We start from the raw sequence: 15,865 nt of genomic DNA on the forward strand, positions 1-15,865 counted from the left end.
GGTCAGGGAGGCAGGGCGCATGGGGTTTTTCCAGGGAGGCCGGCGTGTGGCCGGCGGCCCCGGGCGGCACGAGGCGCACCCGGGGGCCGGGGAGGTTTCAGACCATCAAGCCTGGTCGGCCGGTTTATCCGCGGCCTTGGCCTGGGGTTCGGCGCCTTCCGCCTGGGGCGTGCAGCAGCGGCTCCAGCGGCTGTGGAAGCGCCCTTTGAGCTGTTGCCGCTCTTCTTCCGTCAGGCTTTCCCAATGGGCCCGACGTTCGCGCAAATGGTGGAAGCCGCCGCCGCGCATGCCGCCGAAGAGGATGCGGCTCAGCACCAGCACGCCCAGGGCCTGCCAGTAGCCGATGGGGGAGACCCCGGCAAAGAGGTCCGGCAGCAGGCAATTCCACAACTGCATCACCACCCAGGTAAGGGCGCCGATGCCGACCACGACCATCAGGCCGATCTTGAGGCAGCGCGAGGCGCAGCCGGATTTTCCAGTTCTGCATTTCATAGTTTGTTTCCTGTTCAGGATTGGGGTTCGTAAAGGGGCCGCAGCCGCTGGCGCAGGTGCAGCACCGCCTGCCGCTTCCAGCCGAGCAAGGTATTCATGGGCACGCCGCTCTCCGCCGCCATTTCCTTGAAGCTGCGGCCGTCGATCTCGTGGGCGATGAATGTTTCCCGCGGCCCCGGCGCCAGTTCCTCCAGGGCCGTGGCGATGGCGTCGAGCCACAGGCGGCGCAGATAGGCCGCCTCCGGCCCGCCATCGTCCGCCGGCAGGGCGGCTTCCAGCCAATGCTCGTCGTCGCCGTCTTCCAGCGCGGCCACGGGCAGGGGTTCCTCCCGGCGCTTGCGGAAGCGGTCCACGGTGCGGTGGCGGGCCACCCGGAACAGCCAGGCCCCCACCTGCTCAATGGGCTCCGGCAGGCGCCAGGCCTCCACCAGCTCGAAGAACACGTCTTGCAGAATATCCTCCGCCTCGCCCGGGTCGGGCACGCGCCGGCGAATGAAACTGCCCAGCCGCCCGCTCTCCCGGGCAATGGCTTCAGTCAGACGTCGGTTCTGCTCGGCCATCAGGCGGGTCTCGTCGCGGGGCAGGGAAAGGGAGAACGATGTGTCCATGCCTGGGTAGACGAACGAAGGGCATGGATATTGTGGGTAGGTGAAAAAATAGTTGGTGGTAACGGGCAGAGGTTGCCGGGCTTGGCCCGGGGAACTGCCGGAGGCATCGCCCCATTATCGGCCAGAGTGCCGCCGGTTTGTCGGCGGCTCAGCCGCAAGCCTAAAGGCTACGCCAGTTCCGGCCATGGCAAAAACAAAGCCGCCCGGTTTGCCGGGCGGCTTTCTTGAGCGCCGACGATGATGGTCAGGGGGCAGGGCCAGGGGATGCAATCCCGGTCCGCGCCTATGCCTTCAGGCGGCAGGATCGGCGGGCACTGCCGGCGGCTTGGGCGCCAGGGGTTGGAAATGGCTGCAATGGCGCAATCGGTGCATGCTTTGCAGGCTCAGATGCACGGCGCAACTGGCCTCGTCGGCAAAGGTCAGGCTGGGCACGTGGTGGCGGCAGTCGGCGCATTTCACTTCTTTGTCACCGGCCAGGGGCACCCCGTTGAGCACAGCCAGGGCCACCTCCCGCATCCGTTGCAGCGTCGCCATGGCATCCAGTGAAGCCACCTGGATCAGCCGCGCCCTTTCCCGCAAGGAAAGGCTGCAACCCTGGATAAAGCCGCCGTCGCCCATGGCGTGCAGGCGGGATTGGGCCAGCAGGATCAGCCGGTTCAACTCCGCTTCGTGAGGTGTGATGGTGCGCTTATCCATTGCCTCAGTCCTCCGCTGCCCCGCTTGGACTAGCCGTGTCGTGGCTTTCATCCAGGCACAGGTGATTGAGCTTGGCCAGATTGATGAAGCGGTGCTTGCCGAAGCAGATGGAGGGAATATGGTCCCGGTCGCACAGGCCCCGCAGCACGCCTTCCTCAATGCCCACCACTTCCGCGAATTTCTTCCAGTGCATGATCGGCACCAGCGTCTGCTGGTTGATTCTTTCTGCGACTGTCATAATCACTTTGCTCCACAATGAAGCACACATAACCACAATAAGAATCATATGTGCGAATAAGCAAAATATTTACTAGTGAATATATGACAGAGAGTTACGCGGGTCAAGGGGAAACTTCGGCGATCAGGGCCAGGGTGGCAGCTGTGGTGACAGCCAAGACCGAGCCTCACCGCAAGTTCAAGCACATGGAAGAGCTGACGGGCGTCAAGGCCGCGTCATGGAAGGCCGTGTGCGAGGGGAGGCAGCGAGCAAATGAAGAACACTTTGAGGCGATTGGGGCGGCTTGGCCCGAGTATTCGCTTTGGCTGCTGACGGGGAAGACGCAATCTGAATCGGGACAGACTAGCCCTGAGCTGGAGCAACTCGAGTTACTCCAGGAGAATCTTGGAAAGAGGTCATCAGACTGAAGGGGCGCTATTTGGTGAAAGCCGACCACCTTGGGCCAGTTGATCGAATAGGGCAGCAATACGTGGTAAACCCGCCGCTCAGGCGGAAATGCAACTAAATGTTCGCTTCCTGATTCGTATTCCAGCCCAAAATTGACATGGTTAATTGCTGGCTGATGCTTCTGCGCGCCAGGAAGAAAAATGCAGTCAGCACATTGACTAATAGCCGCGGAAGGAACGAGAGGTAATGACGCCGGTGTTTACTCCACAATGGCAATATGGCTGGCGCCATTCAATTGAACTATGCGACCGAACCGGGGGGGCTCTTGAGCGACCATTTTGTTGACCTGAATCGCCGGTTCAACAGCTATCTACCTAGCGCTGACACAGAGGCTGCGGCGATGCGTAGCTATGTCATGGCGATGGATCGTGACGAAACCGGAAGCTCCTGGAACGAAATTCTCAAGCATCGCTTGGTGGTAATTCTAGGAGAGCCAGGGAGTGGGAAGTCAGAAGAGTTTCGGCATCAAGCGGAAGTCCAGCGGAGCCACGGGAGATTCACGTTCTTTCTAGAACTGAACCGACTGGTGACTGAAGATTTTGCAAAGGTGCTTGGCGAGCAGGGACTTCCTGAATTCAGACGCTGGGAATCGAGTCAAACCGAAGCTATCTTTTTTCTCGATGCGGTTGATGAGTCAAAACTGGTTCGGGTCGATGATTTCTTTGTGGCATTAGATCGTGTTCACGGGGCGATTTTTCAGAGGCTCCATCGTTGCCGATTCGTTATTTCTTCACGCATCAGCGCGTGGCGCGCGGAGACGGATCGTGCCGAGGTCGTGCACCGGTTTGGTCTGCCCAGCGCTGCCACAGGAACTAAATCTGACGAAGGACAAAAGGAACCGATCTCCGTTGTTATTTTGGAGCCGTTGGATCGGTGGCGGGTCGAGATATTCGTTCAGAAACGGGGCATTGCTGATCCGGCGGCATTTATCGCGGAAATTGATCAGCACAACGCTTGGGACTTCGCGCGTCGGCCATACGATGTCACTGAATTGCATCGCTTTTGGCAAGGGAACGGAAGGTTAGGAGCACTTACAGAGTTGATGGAGTTCAGCTGCCGTCAATTGACTAAAGAATCAGAACGGCTAGAGCGTCATGATCCCTTGTCGCCGAAACAAATTGATGAGGGCGTCGAAACACTTGCTGCGGCCTCAGTACTCACTCGCCAACTGAACATACGAGTCGACGATGATCGGAGCGTCGACGCAGAGTCCGCTTTGACGGTACGCGACGTTTTGCCGACATCTTGGAACGCGGGTGCGCAGAAAGCCGTGTTGAACCGGGCGTTGTTCGATGGGGCGTACTACGGCATGTTGCGCTTCCACCACCGGCGTCACGCAGAGTTTCTTGCCGCAAAATGGTTGGCGCGCTTGCTGGCCAACAATTGTCCCTATGCGGAAATCGAGGACATCCTCTTTGCCGAAATCGAAGGGCAACCAACGATCCGTCCGTCACTGGAACCGGTGGCTGCCTGGTTGGTGGGGATGAACGATGCGCCCTCGATTGATCGTCTTCGCCAGTGTTTGCTTAAGTTTGCTCCTGACATTCATCTTCGCTATGGCGATCCAGCAGCATTATCGCTGGATTATCGAAGATCAATCCTGAAAGAACTGGTCGAACGCTACAAAGGGCGTAAGCGAATTTCAATCGCTTGGAATGGAGACACGCTAAGGCGGATCGCTACACCTGAATTATCGGGCGATGTAACCGAGTATCTCGTCAGTGCTGAAACTCCGGAAGACTTGAAGCTGGATTTTTTGATGCTGGTCGCGCATGGTCGTTTATCGGACTGTTGCTCGGTTGCCCTCGAAATGCTTACCGACAACAAGGCGACAGAAAACATTCGCCTCTACGCTGCAACCGCGATTCGCGATGCCGGAACGCCGGAAGTCCGACGGCAAGCCTACGAAAAACTGATAAAGATGGCTAATCCGAGCAGTCGCCTGATCGGATGCGTGGTGGAGTCAACGTTTCCAGACATTATTTCGGGCGACGAGCTGTTCGATCTGCTGAGGAAAGTTCCGGAGATTCGGCGCCATTCGGTTGATCTCCCTTATGTTTTGCGCAAGCATCTTGATCACGCATTGACGCCCGATACAGCAATTCCAGTGTTGCAAGGTGCAATTCAATTGCTACGTGAACCTCCGTTGATCGAGCAGAGGTCGGTGTCCAAACGGTATGCGTGGATTGTTGAGTTGCTGCCTCTTTGCCTGCATTTGACTTTGAGCAAGCCATTGGTACCCCAGGTGGTGGTGGACATAGTCGTTGATGCCGTCGGCTTGTTGGAAAGCCGTAGCTTGTACGGATGGTGGGACAAGCCTTTTCGTGGAGATGTCGAAGAGCAGTTGGCTGCCGGTCTGGATAGGCATGCCAATGTTAAGCGTGCCATCTACTGGCGAAGGGTAAATCGTCACCGCGACCGATACAGCGGAAATCCCGCGATTCACTCGCTTCACGGCTCCAACAAGGCTGCCAAGTTTTCTGAGAGCGACATTGCTTGGATGAAAGACGAGATTGCCGCTGGTTTGCTGCCATTCGCGGATCGCCAACTCATGCTTGGGCACATGCTCGCGCTGGCTGCTCGTGATGGTTCGTTTGGGCGGTTTCTCCGGAATGATTTGGTGCCGACCGTTGGCACTGATCTGCACCTGTGGCTATTCGTGGCGAGATGGTACTTGGCTCAGATTTGGTGGCCATTAAAGGGGTGGTTGTTACGTCAGAGATATAACGGTGTTGGGGATCAATACTGGTGGAAAAACAAAGGTCGTTTACTGAAGACTAAGTGGGTATTTCTGAAGGACTGGTGTTGGATATGGCGTCACCTTGCTTCTTTAAAGCAAGGGAGAAACGCCTACACATTGGCGCGGATCGTGATGGATTCGCGTAGCTCCAGCACGAGTCGTGACGAAGTGGATTGGGGCGCGGTCGAAAGCAAGTGGGGGCGAGCGATTGGGCGATCCATTCGCGCAGGCTGTGAATCGATTTGGCGCCTCCACTCACCCATCTATCCCTATGAGCAACCGGATAATTCAGTCGAATGGTTTGTTCTTGCAGGGCTGCCTGGTTTGGAAAGTCTTTGGCAGCGAGGTGCGCTTGACTTTGTAACGATGACCGACCAAGAGATCGAACTGGTTACACGCTATGCCTGCCGGGAACTCAACGGATTTCCCGAGTGGTTTCCGCAACTGCTCGTGCAGCGACCAAATGAAACCTGCGCTGCGTTAATGCAGGCGATAGCGGGAGAATGGAACTACCCGGCTGATCGGCAACATGTTCATGGTGTTTTTTCGACTTTGGTCTGGTACGACATCGATACACAGATCGTGTTGCCCGGAGTGGCCCAACTGCTCTCAAAGGGAAACCCGAACAATCCACAAATTTTGGTGTATGCGCTGAATTTCATGAACAAGCATGAATCTGGGCGGTCGTTGTCGGCTGTTTTGGCTCCCTTAAGGGAGTCGGCGAGTTCGCCAGGTTCTGAAGAGTGGTTCTCGTGGACTGCTGCGTGGATGAGGATTGATGGTGTCGCGGCTGTCCATGCTCTTGCTCAGCGTATCGGCGGGCTGGAATTTGAAGCAGCCAAAGGTTTGGTTGTCGGGATTTGTTCAAATCTATTGAATCGCCGCGGGGGGCTGTCCTCTGGCATCGCACCGCTCGCGTCGTTTCGCGAAGTGCCCTGTCTTCGCATTCTTATTCCTATCGTAGTCCGGTACATAAGGAGGGAAGAAGACCGCGATCATTCAAATGGAGAGGCTTATTCGCCGACGGCACGAGATGATGCGGCTCAGTTCCGCAATTTGCTTTGGGAGTGGCTCAGGGACTCTGAAAATTTGGAGGCAGATGCTGTATTGCGGGATTTCCTGAGTGATCCCTTGATGGCAGTCTATCGCGACTGGATTCTCGAACTGCTTGATAATCGGCGTTCACGTCGGGCCGACGATGTGCCGTGGAGGGCAAAGGACGTGCGTGCCTTTGCTGACAAACATCTTATTCCCCCGCGTTCCGATTACACTCTGTATAGACTTATTTGCCGACACCTCAAAGATATTCAGAGATATTACGAACGCTCCGAGGTTCCGGACGCCAGAAACAGGCTGCGCGAAGGTGATTTTGAAGTCGCGCTGCGCAACTTGTTGCACGACGAACTCAATAAGCGTGCGGGCGATTGGTATTCGGTCACAGCAGAGTCGGAGGTGGATTTAGAGCAGCGTCCCGACTTGACCATTAGCCGGCCAGGGCTGAATTCGTTGCCGATTGAAGTCAAGCTTGCCAACTTGAAACATTGGCCGTTACACAAGTTGCTCGAACGGCTTGAGAACCAACTTGTTGGACAGTACTTACGTGCCGAGAGTGTGCGGTTCGGTGTCTATGTGCTTGGAAATACAGACCCTGACCGACGATGGGAAGATATTGGCGGCACTACTTTGATTGATTTTCAGGCAATAGTTCAACGCGTCACGGATCGCGCAAAAGAAATTGAAAGTGAATTTCGGCAGGGCGTCGATGGCATTACCGTCGTCGGCATCGATTTTTCCGATCCTCGCAAGCGGAAATAAAAAGAGCCAACACCACTTGAAAGTGGTGTTGGCTCGAATTGTCTGAAAATTGCCGATGAAGCTTCCTTCTTCATCGATGGCAGATCGGAATCGGCTTTACATGAATCGCGCCAGCTTTTGTATTAATCGTGTCCTTAGTGACGTAAACCAGCCTCAATGTGAAAGGTAGTTGAATGGCCGCACCGATAGGCCGCCAGTCCCCGGGCGGCTTTTTCATTTTCAGCTTAGATTAACTCTCACCCAAACACCGTCGTACTCCGCCCTCCTTTCCACCGCTTCAAAGTCGCCACCAGGTGATCCACTTCCTGGCAGATGTTGTAGAAGGCTAGCGATGGCCAAACCGTGGCCTCTAGGTCGAAGCGGTGCAGGATGGGCTGGGCGCAGCGATTAGAGGGCCGCCGCCCGGGCCAGTTCCTCCCGGCTCAGCACGAACTCCCGGCTGTTGGCCAGCCGTTCCACCGCCAGGTCGATGAAGCGCCGCACCCGGGCCGGCTGGGCCCGGCGGCTGCCGTAGTAGATGAACATCTGGTAGCTGTCGGTCATGTGTTCCGGCAGCAGGGGCACCAGGCGTCCGCTGCGGATCAGGGCGGCGCCGGTGGGCACGGCGATCTGGGCGATGATCTCGCCGGCCAGCACGGCGTGCAGTTCCAGTTGTTCGTCGTTGGTGCAGAAGGCCGGGCGCACCGGGTGGTCCTGCTCTCCATCGCCCACCTTGACCCGCCAGGGGATGATGCGGCCGTCTTCAGAGTGGCGGAAGACGCTGCAGCGGTGGGCCTCCAGATCGTTGAGGCTGCGCGGCACACCGTGCCGCTGCAGGTAGCTGGGGGCGGCGCAGATCACCATCTGCATGGGGAAGAGGGGCCGGGCGATGAGGCCTTCCTCCGGTGCCGCGCCCAGGCGAAAGCCCACGTCCACCCGTTCCTCCACCCAGTTGCTGCGCCGGTCGTCGAGCTGGATGTCCGGCTGCACCTCCGGGTAGAGGCGGCAGTATTCCTCGATCACCGGGCCGATGACCGATACGGAAACCGAGCGGGGGCCGACGATGCGCAGGGGCCCGGCCAGATCTTCCCGGGTCTGCCGGGCGCCGCTCAGGGCCTGTTGCAGGCCGAGCAGGGAGGGCCGGGCCGCCTCGAAGAAGCGCTGGCCTTCTTCCGTCAGGGACATGCTGCGGGTGGTGCGGTGAAAGAGCCGCACCCCCAGGTGCTGCTCCAGCTGGCCCAGGGCCTTGCTGGCGGCCTGGGGGGATATCTGCTGGGCCGCCGCGGCCTTGCTCAGGCTGCCCAGTTCCACGGTGTGGATGAAGGTGGCGATGGAGCGCAGTTCGTTGATGGCCATGGGGCTTTTCCGGGTTATTTACATCGAATGGTTGTAAATAATACAAACCATTTGGCGGTAGTTGGATGTTTGTTGCCCCGCTACAGTTCGTCCATCGCGTTTTTCGATGCGTCCCCATTCCCTTCAGGAGGATTCTCAAATGGACAACTTCACTTTCTTCAATCCCACCCAAGTCGAATTCGGCAAGGACAAGGAACAGGCCATCGGTCGCCATCTGGCCGAGCACGGCATCAAGAAGGTGCTGCTCTGCTACGGCAGCGAGCGCATCAAGCGGGACGGCCTCTTCTCCGTGGTCAGCAAGAGCCTGACGGAGCAGGGCATCGCCTTCGTCGAATGCGGCGGCATCGTCAGCAACCCGGTGATTTCCAAGGTGCGGGAGGCCATCGCCCTGGCCCGCGACCATCAGGTGGAGGCCATCCTCAGCGTCGGCGGCGGTTCCGTGCTGGACAGCTCCAAGGCCATCGCCGCCGGCGTGCCCTACGCCGGCGACGTGTGGGATCTCTTCATCGGCAAGGGCCGTATTGAGTCCGCCCTGCCGGTGTTCGACATCCTCACCCTGGCCGCCACCGGCAGCGAGATGAACAACGGCGCCGTGGTCACCAACGAGGCAACCCAGGAAAAGTTCGCCATCACCTCCGTGCATACCTATCCCAAGGTCTCCATCGTCAATCCGGCCCTGATGAAGACCGTCTCCCGGGATTACCTGGTGTATTCGGCGGCGGACGTCATCGCCCACGCCATCGAGGGCTATTTCACCGCCAAGGACGAGCCCCGCTTCCAGTCCCGCCTGGTGGAAGCCATCATCAACACGGTGATCGAAACCACCGAAACCCTGCTGGTCGACCCGGAAAACTACGAAGCCCGGGCCGAGTTCGCCTGGGCCGCCACCCAGGCCCTGAACGGCCTGCTCTATGCAGGGATCTCCGGCTACAGCTACCCCAACCACATGATCGAGCACTCCCTCTCGGCCCTCTTCAACGTGCCCCACGGCGCCGGCCTCTCCGTGGTCATGCCGGCCTGGATGAAGTGGTACCACAGCCGCAACCCGGTCCAGTTCCAGCGCTTCGCCAAGTACGTGTTCGGCGTGGAAACCGCCGAGCAGGGCATCGCCGCCCTGGAAAAGTGGTTCGACAAGATCGGCACCCCCACCCGCCTTTCCCAGCTGGGCATCACTGAGGCCGACCTGCCCAAGACCATCGACAACGTGCTGGGCAACGCGGTCCATTTCGGCGTGGCCGAGACCTATCCCCGGGAGGTGGTTGCCACCATTCTCAAGAGCGCCCTGTAAGCCTGGGCAGCCCGCCGGGCCTGGTTAGGGATTGCTGAGCCGGGGCCCTGAGTCCTGGCGCGGCAGTAATGAAAAGGCGCTGATTTCCGCGTGGAATCAGCGCCTTTTTTCGTTTCCAGCCCCTTGCCTGCCGGGGGGGGCTTGGTTTGCCGCGATGGGCCTACTTCTCCCGCCGCAGCATCCCCGTTACATCGACCCGCCGCAGAGCTTCCACTTCGGCCACGGTGGGCGGGGCGATCATGCGGGCGTGGCGGAAGACTTTCAGGTCCCAGCCGGTCTGGGCCCGCACTTCGTCCACGCTGGAGAAGGGGTAGTAGGCGTCGAGCCAGAATTCCTTGGTTTCCGGATGGGGCCGCAGGATGCCCAGGGTGGTGACGATGGCGGAAGGGCCGCCGCCGACGAAGCCGTAGCGGGCCCGGGCGTCGCCGCCTTCGAGATAGCCGGGGGAGGAGATGTAATCCACCTTGTCGACGAAGCGCTTGGCCTCGTGGGTGACCATGATGACCGTGCGCTTGGCGCCACTGGCGATGTCGTTGGCGCCGCCGGCGCCGGTGAGGCGGGTCTTGGGCGGGGTGTAGGTATCGCCCAGGCCGTTGCCCTTGCTGCGGTCCCAGATGCCCGTCGTATTGACGTTGCCGAACTTGTCCACCTGGGCGGCGCCGATCAGGCCCACGTCCACCCGGCCGGAGGCGACGAGAAAGCCCAGAGCGTCGAGGCCGCCGGTGAAGCTGGTGGCGTTGGCCGAGAGGCGGTTGCATTCGATGCCCCAGGGCAGGCCGCCGATGGGGGTGGCACCGTAGATGCCGCCTTCGGTCATGGAGCGGATGTTGGGGCCGTGGTGTTCCTGGGCGAAGTAGCCGGCCAGTAGCGACAGGCCGACACCGAAGATGGCCAGTTCGCCGTCCTTGATTTCCCGACCGGCGGCGATGGCCATCATCTCCTGGCGGGAGTAGCGCAGGGGCCCCTTGCGTTCGGCGGCCTCCGGGGCGGAGTCGGTGCGGGTGGCGGTTGCGGTGCTCATCAGGCGGCCCTCTCAGTCAGGGGAGTGGTATGCAAAGGGAAGTGGCGTCGTGGGCTGGCCGCCCTCGCGTGGCTCGCAGCTACGCAGGCTCGGTGGCTCATGCGGCCCTCTTCAGAATGTGATTTTCAGCTTGCAGCTGTTCCACCTTGGCCCGGTCCAGGATCCACTGGCGGTAGGGGTCCAGGAGGAAGCGGGTGGGGCTGTCTTCCAGTTTTGAGATGACGTCCTGGCCGATGAGGTTGAGGTAGGCATCCACGGTCTGGTAGGAAAAGATGTAGCGGTCGATGTAGCGGAAGGTGCCTTCTTCGGTGGCCAGCCATTCGTTCATCAGCTTCATGTGGGCTTCGTCCACGTCATGCACGCCGGGGGAGGCGGCGGGCCAGGCGGAGAAGGGCCACCACACCACGGCGTCCACGATCAGGCCGGGGATGCGCACCAGGTTGGGGTACTGGCGCATGCAGTCCGTGTCCACGATGTGGTCGGCCACCAGCACCAGGCGCTTGGCGGCCCGGGAGAGTTCGAAGCGGCTCCATTCGGAGCCGATCATGATGGCGTTGCCCTCCGGGTCGGCCAGGGTGACGTGGATCACCGCCAGGTCCGGCTTCAGGGGCGAGTAGGCGCCCAGGGTGCGGCCGGAGAAGGGGTCGGCGATCTCGGGAATCTTGCCCGTGGCCGGGTATTCCTCGGGGGCGAAGGCACTGCGCTGCTGGATGTCGGAGCCGATACAGGTGGTGGCGGGGACGAAGGGCCAGTTGAGGGCGCCGCCGAGAAAGCGCAGGGCCATGGCCAGGTTGGAGTAGTCCTCCAGGGCCAGCTTGCCTTCTTCGACAACGCGGCGCAGGCCGTTGGCAAAGCCGAAACCCTCCAGGCCGGAGAAGCCCACCTCGGCCTTGTCCACCGTGCCGGCAGCGGCCAGCAGGTTGAGCTGCTGGGTGTTGCAGTGGAACAGGGCGTGCAGGTTGCGCCGGCCCTGGCGCACCAGTTCGCGGCCGAAGGCGATGGCGTCGGCGCCCACCGGCAGGCCAGCGCCGCTGGCGTACTGGATGCCATCGCCGGCGTAGCGCTGGGCGGCTTCGGCCAGGGGCAGGAGTTTGTTAATGGACATGGCGGGGATTCCCTTGCGTGAGGTGCTGATCGGTGGCGACCTGAATGGTTTTGTCGCTGTGCTTGGGCTCGGCGGCAAGCAGGCCCAGGTCGGCGGCGAGGGCGCCGACCGGCTGGCCGTAGGGCGAGAGGCCGCGCAGGACGCCGGCTTTGTCGAAGAGGAAGACGCCGGCGGTGTGGTCCAGGGTGTAGCCCATGCTCTCGGAGGGCTGGCGTTCGGCCACCAGCTGCAGTTCCCGGATCAGGTCGGCGGTGGCGCCGTCGCCGCCCCACAGGCCGAGAAAGGGGCGGCCGCCCTGGGGAGCGAAGGCGGCTACGTATTCCCTGAGCAGAGCGGCGTGGTCCCGCTCCGGGTCCAGGGTGACGAAGAGCACCTGCACCTGGCGGCGCTGGGCGGCGGGCAGGGCTTCCACCGCGGCTTTCAGTTCGGCCAGGGTGGTGGGGCAGACGTCGGGGCACTGGCTGTAGCCCACCGCCAGGGCCACGGCCTTGCCGCGGAAATCGGCCAGGCGGCGCACCTTGCCGGCGGTGTCGGCGAGGCGGAATTCGGGGCGGCGGGGCAGGCCGGCAGCAGGCGCATCGGCTTGTAGCCGGGGCGCGTTGGCCGCCTGGGCGGCCCTGGCCCTGGCGCCGGCGAAGGGGTATTGCTCGTATTCGGCCTTGGCCACGTACTGGCCGAGGCGGCTGAAATCGGCGGCGGCCAGGGTGCCGGTATGGCGGTAGAGGAATTCGCCCCGGCCGTCGAAGAAGGCGAAGGAAGGGGTGGCGAAAGCGCCGAGCTGCCGTGCGAAGTCGCCCGCCGAGCCGCGCCGGCCGGCCAGATCGAGGATGGGCTCACTGCGGGCCAGGTCCACCTTGACGCTGCGGTAATGCCGGCTGAAGCGGGCCGTCACGCTTGGGTCCTGGAAGACCGTGCGTTCCATCTCCCGACAGCCGGGGCAGTCGGGCAGGGTGAAGGCGACGGCCAGCTTCCTGCCCTCGGCCCGGGCGGCCCGGGCCTCGGCCTGCAGGTCCGTGGCTTCCCGGGTGAAGAGTGGGGAGAAGCGGGCTTCCCCGGCGCCCGCCGCAGCGGAGGCCAGGGCAGCGAGGAGGGCCAGCAGGCCCAGGATGCGTGACGGTGACGGCATGGCGGATTTTCTCAGCGCACCCAGAAGAGGGCCTTGTGGCGCAGCTTGTCCAGGCCGGTCATGGCCAGCCAGGTGACGAGGCCGGTGTAGAGGATGCCGGCCACCATGCGCGGGTAGTCGGCGAAGTCGGCGTAGTACTGCACGAAGCGGCCCAGGCCGGCGTTGGCGCCGAACAGCTCGGCCACGGTCAGCAGGATGAAGGAGAAGCCCAGGCCCACGGCGGCGCCGGAGAAGATGTGGGGCAGGCTGGCGGGGAACACCACCTTCACCAGGGTTTCCAGGCGGGAGAAGCCCAGCACCCGGGCGTTGTCCCGGTGCCGGCCTTCCACCGCCAGGGCGCCGGCGGCGGAGTTCTGGAAGACGGGCCAGAAGGCGCCGATGAAGACGACGAAGGTGGCGGAGAGGTGGAAGGTGGGCAGCACGGCGATGGCGTAGGGGATGTACACCGTGGGCGGGATGGGAGCCGCCACCTTGGCGAAGGGGAACAGGCCGCGGCCGACCCCCGGCACGATGCCGGCCACCAGGCCGAGGGCGACCCCGGCGGCGACGGCCAGCAGGTAGCCCGGCGCCAGGATGAAGAAGGAGGAAACGGTGCCCTTCCACAGTTCCGGCAGGGATTCCCACAGGGCCTCGGCGACGATGCGGGGGCCGGGCAACAGGGGGTTGGCGTTCTGGTCGATGAAATAGGTGGAACCCTGCCAGGCCAGGAACAGCACGGCCCACAGGGCGACGGCTTCCCAGGCGGGGAGGCGGGAGAGGAGGGCCGGGAAAAGGCCGGAGTGGGGGGCAGAGCGGCCCTGCCGGGGCGTCTTGTCCACCAGGGGCGAGGCCAGGGCCTCGCCTTCCAGGGCTAGGGATTCGGACATGGATTTCTCCTTCACATCAGTTCAGTACGTTGGCCTTACGCCGCCGCCAGGCCGGACAGCACGTCCGCGTCCAGGCGTTCGGCGATGTCCTCGCGCAGGGCGTGGAAGGCCGGGGAGGCGAAGAGGCGGGCCCGGTTGCGGGGCCGCTCGAAGGGCACCTCGATCTGGGCCAGGACCCGGCCGGGGGAAGCCCCCAGCACCGCCACCCGGTCTCCCAGGTAGAGGGCCTCGTCCACGTCGTGGGTGACGAAGACGATGGTGCGGCGCGGGCTGGTGCTCTGCCACACTTCCAGCAGCAGGTCCTGCAGCTTGCCCCGGTTGATGGGGTCGAGGGCGCCGAAGGGTTCGTCCATCAGCAGCACCGGCGCTTCCAGGGCCAGGGCCCGGGCGATGGCGGCGCGCTGCTGCATGCCGCCGGAAAGCTGGAAGGGGTACTTGCCGGCGGCGTCCGCCAGTCCCACCCGGCCCAGATAGTCCCGGGCCTTCTCCCGGCGTTCGGCGCGGGAGAGCTTGGGGTGGGCCTTGGCCACGGCCAGGGCCACGTTGTCTTCCACCTTCAGCCAGGGGAAGAGGGAGTAGTTCTGGAAGACCACGGCCCGGTCGATGCCGGGGCCGGTGATGGTGGCGCCCTGCCAGGCCAGACGCCCGTCGGTGGGGGCTTCCAGGCCGGCGATGAGGCGCAGCAGGGTGGATTTGCCGGAGCCGGAAGGCCCCAGCAGGGTGAGGAACTGCCCCTCGGGCACTTCCAGGGCGACCCGGCGGAGGATGGTGTCTCCCTCGCCGTAGGCGAAGGAGACGTTATCCACCGCCAGACCGGTGGTGCGGGTCTGGGCGGCGTTGCTCACAGGGTGTCCCTTTCCTTGAATTCCTTGAGGCGGGCTTGGTAGAAGGCGTCCTTGGGATTTTCCCTGGCCAGGGATTCCAGGGCCTTCTGGTAGATGGAGAGTTCGAAGATGGGGGCCAGGGGACGCTTGCCCTCGATGAACTCGGAACCGATCATGGACAGCCAGAACTTCTCCACGCCCTTCACATTGGGGTCGCTGCGCTGTTCCAGGTTGGGGGAGTAGTAGCCCTTCTCCAGGATGGCCCGATCCAGCTTGATGTACTTGGCGATGGCGTCGATGGTCTCCTTGCGGTGCTCGGCGGCGTACTTCTCGGCCTGCAGCACGGCGCGCAGGAAGCGTTCCAGGGTGGCGGCGTCCTTCAGCTTGTTGCCGGAGACGATGACGCGGCAGCAGGGGTGGCCGGGGGAAAGGTCGCCGGAGCGCACCACCACCTTGAGGCCCTGCTGTTCGGCGCGCAGGTCATGGGGACCCCACACCAGGCCCGCATCCACCTGGCCGGACTTGACGGCCTCGATGACGGCGGGCGGGTTCTTCAGTTCGAAGATCTGCAGGTCGCTCTTCCAGTTGATCTTGGCGTCCTTCAGGGCGCCGCGCAGCACGGCGTCGCCGGAGGCCAGGCGCACCGTGGCGACCTTCTTGCCCTTGAGGTCGGCGAGGCTGCGGATGGTGCCGGCCAGCTCGGGCTTGACCACCAGGGCCGCGTCCTGGCCCATGATGCCGCCGATGATCTTGATGTCCGAGCCCTTGGAGTAGAACAGCAGGGGCGCGGTGGTGCCGAAGGTGCCCACGTCCAGCTTGCCGGCGATGACGGCGTTGATGCCGTCGGCGGAGTTCTGGAATTCCACCAGTTCCACCTCCAGGCCTTCCTTCTTGAAGAAGCCCTGTTCCTGGGCGACGAAGTACTTGGCATGGCCGGTGACGGGCAGGTGGCCCACTTTGAGGGTCTCGGCCTGGGCGCCGGCTGCAGCGGCAGCCACCGCCAGGGCCGCCAGCAGACGCTGGGGCAGGCGCTTGAGGAAGCGGGAGGTACGGGTATTTTTCATGGAAGCTCCTGGCTCGATTCGTGAATGGACGGTGCCACTATAGAAAAGCTGGCTAATAACCGAAAAATAATAAATTAAGATTTAAATAGTTCGTTTGGCTATATATTGGGCAAGCCGACACTCGAGGGGCAGCGTTCAGGCGGCCTGCCGCTGATGTTCCGGCAAGGGGTCGAAGCCTGCGTGGGGGGCGGGAGCTGCAG

13 protein-coding genes are annotated in these 15,865 nt (G+C 62.2%); 2 read left to right on the top strand and 11 right to left on the bottom strand.

The window, feature by feature from the left end; genetic code table 11:
* Nucleotides 1-105 precede the first annotated feature (105 nt).
* The 4 genes from AC1RTA_RS15170 to AC1RTA_RS15185 form a co-directional block, all read right to left on the bottom strand.
* On the bottom strand, nt 106-492 hold the full coding sequence (locus AC1RTA_RS15170; protein ID WP_492785202.1) for a hypothetical protein: 387 nt from the start codon (nt 490-492) through the stop codon (nt 106-108).
* 14 nt (nt 493-506) lie between these two features.
* A complete protein-coding gene (locus AC1RTA_RS15175; protein WP_492785203.1) occupies nt 507-1,100 on the bottom strand; it encodes an RNA polymerase sigma factor in 594 nt (197 codons plus the stop codon).
* Nucleotides 1,101-1,391: 291 nt separating this feature from the next.
* Entirely contained in the window at nt 1,392-1,796 is a 405-nt protein-coding gene (locus tag AC1RTA_RS15180; protein WP_492785204.1) for a hypothetical protein, read from the bottom strand.
* A gap of 4 nt (nt 1,797-1,800) precedes the next feature.
* Nucleotides 1,801-2,034, bottom strand: a complete 234-nt coding sequence (locus AC1RTA_RS15185; protein ID WP_492785205.1) for a hypothetical protein — start codon at nt 2,032-2,034, stop codon at nt 1,801-1,803.
* 664 nt (nt 2,035-2,698) lie between these two features.
* On the opposite strand from AC1RTA_RS15185, the gene AC1RTA_RS15190 reads away from it, so the two are divergent.
* The gene (locus AC1RTA_RS15190; protein WP_492785206.1) at nt 2,699-7,036 is read left to right on the top strand and encodes an NACHT domain-containing protein; all 4,338 of its coding nucleotides are present in this window, start codon (nt 2,699-2,701) and stop codon (nt 7,034-7,036) included.
* Between the two features lie 387 nt (nt 7,037-7,423).
* Here AC1RTA_RS15190 and AC1RTA_RS15195 read toward each other — a convergent pair whose 3' ends face one another.
* On the bottom strand, nt 7,424-8,371 hold the full coding sequence (locus AC1RTA_RS15195) for a LysR family transcriptional regulator (protein WP_492785207.1): 948 nt from the start codon (nt 8,369-8,371) through the stop codon (nt 7,424-7,426).
* 139 nt (nt 8,372-8,510) lie between these two features.
* On the opposite strand from AC1RTA_RS15195, the gene AC1RTA_RS15200 reads away from it, so the two are divergent.
* Nucleotides 8,511-9,659: an iron-containing alcohol dehydrogenase gene (locus AC1RTA_RS15200; RefSeq protein WP_492785208.1), complete on the top strand. Its 1,149-nt coding sequence runs from the start codon at nt 8,511-8,513 to the stop codon at nt 9,657-9,659.
* A 160-nt stretch (nt 9,660-9,819) separates the two neighbouring features.
* Here the strand turns inward: AC1RTA_RS15200 and AC1RTA_RS15205 are convergent, their stop codons facing one another.
* The 6 genes from AC1RTA_RS15205 to AC1RTA_RS15230 all read right to left on the bottom strand — a co-directional run bounded on the left by AC1RTA_RS15205 (nt 9,820) and on the right by AC1RTA_RS15230 (nt 15,665).
* Complete coding sequence (locus AC1RTA_RS15205; protein WP_492785209.1) at nt 9,820-10,680, bottom strand: CoA-transferase subunit beta; 861 nt, start codon at nt 10,678-10,680, stop codon at nt 9,820-9,822.
* A gap of 97 nt (nt 10,681-10,777) precedes the next feature.
* Nucleotides 10,778-11,785: a CoA transferase subunit A gene (locus tag AC1RTA_RS15210; protein ID WP_152089431.1), complete on the bottom strand. Its 1,008-nt coding sequence runs from the start codon at nt 11,783-11,785 to the stop codon at nt 10,778-10,780.
* Nucleotides 11,775-12,911, bottom strand: a complete 1,137-nt coding sequence (locus AC1RTA_RS15215) for an SCO family protein (protein WP_492785210.1) — start codon at nt 12,909-12,911, stop codon at nt 11,775-11,777. Before AC1RTA_RS15215 ends, AC1RTA_RS15210 begins: the two co-directional genes overlap by 11 nt.
* Before the next feature lie 11 nt (nt 12,912-12,922).
* Nucleotides 12,923-13,777, bottom strand: coding sequence for an ABC transporter permease (locus AC1RTA_RS15220; RefSeq protein WP_205230739.1), 855 nt, complete (start codon nt 13,775-13,777; stop codon nt 12,923-12,925).
* A gap of 35 nt (nt 13,778-13,812) precedes the next feature.
* A complete protein-coding gene (locus AC1RTA_RS15225) occupies nt 13,813-14,622 on the bottom strand; it encodes an ABC transporter ATP-binding protein (protein WP_492785211.1) in 810 nt (269 codons plus the stop codon).
* Nucleotides 14,619-15,665 (bottom strand): ABC transporter substrate-binding protein, encoded by a 1,047-nt coding sequence (locus AC1RTA_RS15230; RefSeq protein WP_014237186.1) that lies wholly within the window; start codon nt 15,663-15,665, stop codon nt 14,619-14,621. Before AC1RTA_RS15230 ends, AC1RTA_RS15225 begins: the two co-directional genes overlap by 4 nt.
* Nucleotides 15,666-15,865 lie beyond the last annotated feature (200 nt).

This window comes from Azospira sp. MPR-E4 (genome assembly GCF_058809645.1).